Source organism: Ruegeria sp. AP12, assembly GCF_056540025.1.
Genome location: NZ_JBQFVZ010000106.1, coordinates 1 through 1026 on the forward strand (window position 1 = coordinate 1; position 1026 = coordinate 1026).

1 pseudogene is annotated in these 1026 nt (G+C 59.6%); it reads left to right on the forward strand.

Annotated features, from left to right (window positions below):
- Positions 1–1026: pseudogene (locus ACR0E6_RS21545) on the forward strand (hypothetical protein); the annotation flags it as partial.

A 1026-nucleotide genomic window follows, 5' to 3' on the forward strand; every position in this document is an offset into this window, starting at 1 on the left:
GACACCAACACCAATGGCGGCAACGACAGCAACACGAACGGTGGCAATGACAGCAACACGAACGGTGGCAATGACAGCAACACCAATGGTGGCAATGACAGCAATACCGTACGCGACAATGGCAACAGCACCAATGACAACGTAAACCGGGTCGATATCGACTTTGGTGAAGGTGAGTGGATCCCGCGTGACGATGACAAAGTCGACGTGGATATTGCCGATTCTGCATCCACCGGTGATGTCATCACGGCAGGTGATGACGTGAACTATGATCCGGGCGACGATCTGAACCTAGACTTCTCGTTGAACGGCGAAGGCAACGACATGGCCTCGTTCAACAACCAGTATGCCAGCCTGACGGACAATGACACGCTGAACGGAGCGACAGTGTCCAACACCGGCACTTTCGAACAGAACGGCCATGCGACCGGAGGTAACGCAACTGCGGAAGAGGGCATTGATTCCTCGTCTGATGGTGGAGCGTCCGGTAGCGGCGGCACCAGCCATGGCGGCGAAGCCTGGGGTGACACCTATGGCAGCACTTCGATGGCTCTTGGTGGCCACTCCGGAGATGCCAACGGCGCGGCAACTGGTGGTGCAGGCGCAAGCTCGGGCGAGGCGCATAACGGCAGCATCGGTCTAGGCCTGTCTGGGGCACAGTCGGATGGTGACGGTACGGGCGCCGCTGGCGGCAACGCCAACAGCACCTCGAACGCGACGAACTCTGGAACATCCAGTGCCAGCGGCTCCGGCAATGGCGGAGAAGGTGGCGCGGCCGGATCTCTTGGTCTTGGCTTAGGTCTTGGCCTGTCTGGTTCAAACGCTGACGGCAACGCCAACGGCGGCGACAATACGTCTGGCTCGCTAGGAACCGGCTTGGGTCTTGCAGGAACAGATGCATCCGCACAAGGCTCGAATGCTGGCAGCGGCAATGCGCAATCCAGCGGCAGTGCCGATAACACAAGCTCTGGTAGCAATCAGGCCAACGGCGCGACCGCAGGCAGTAATAATGCTGCGGGCATCGCG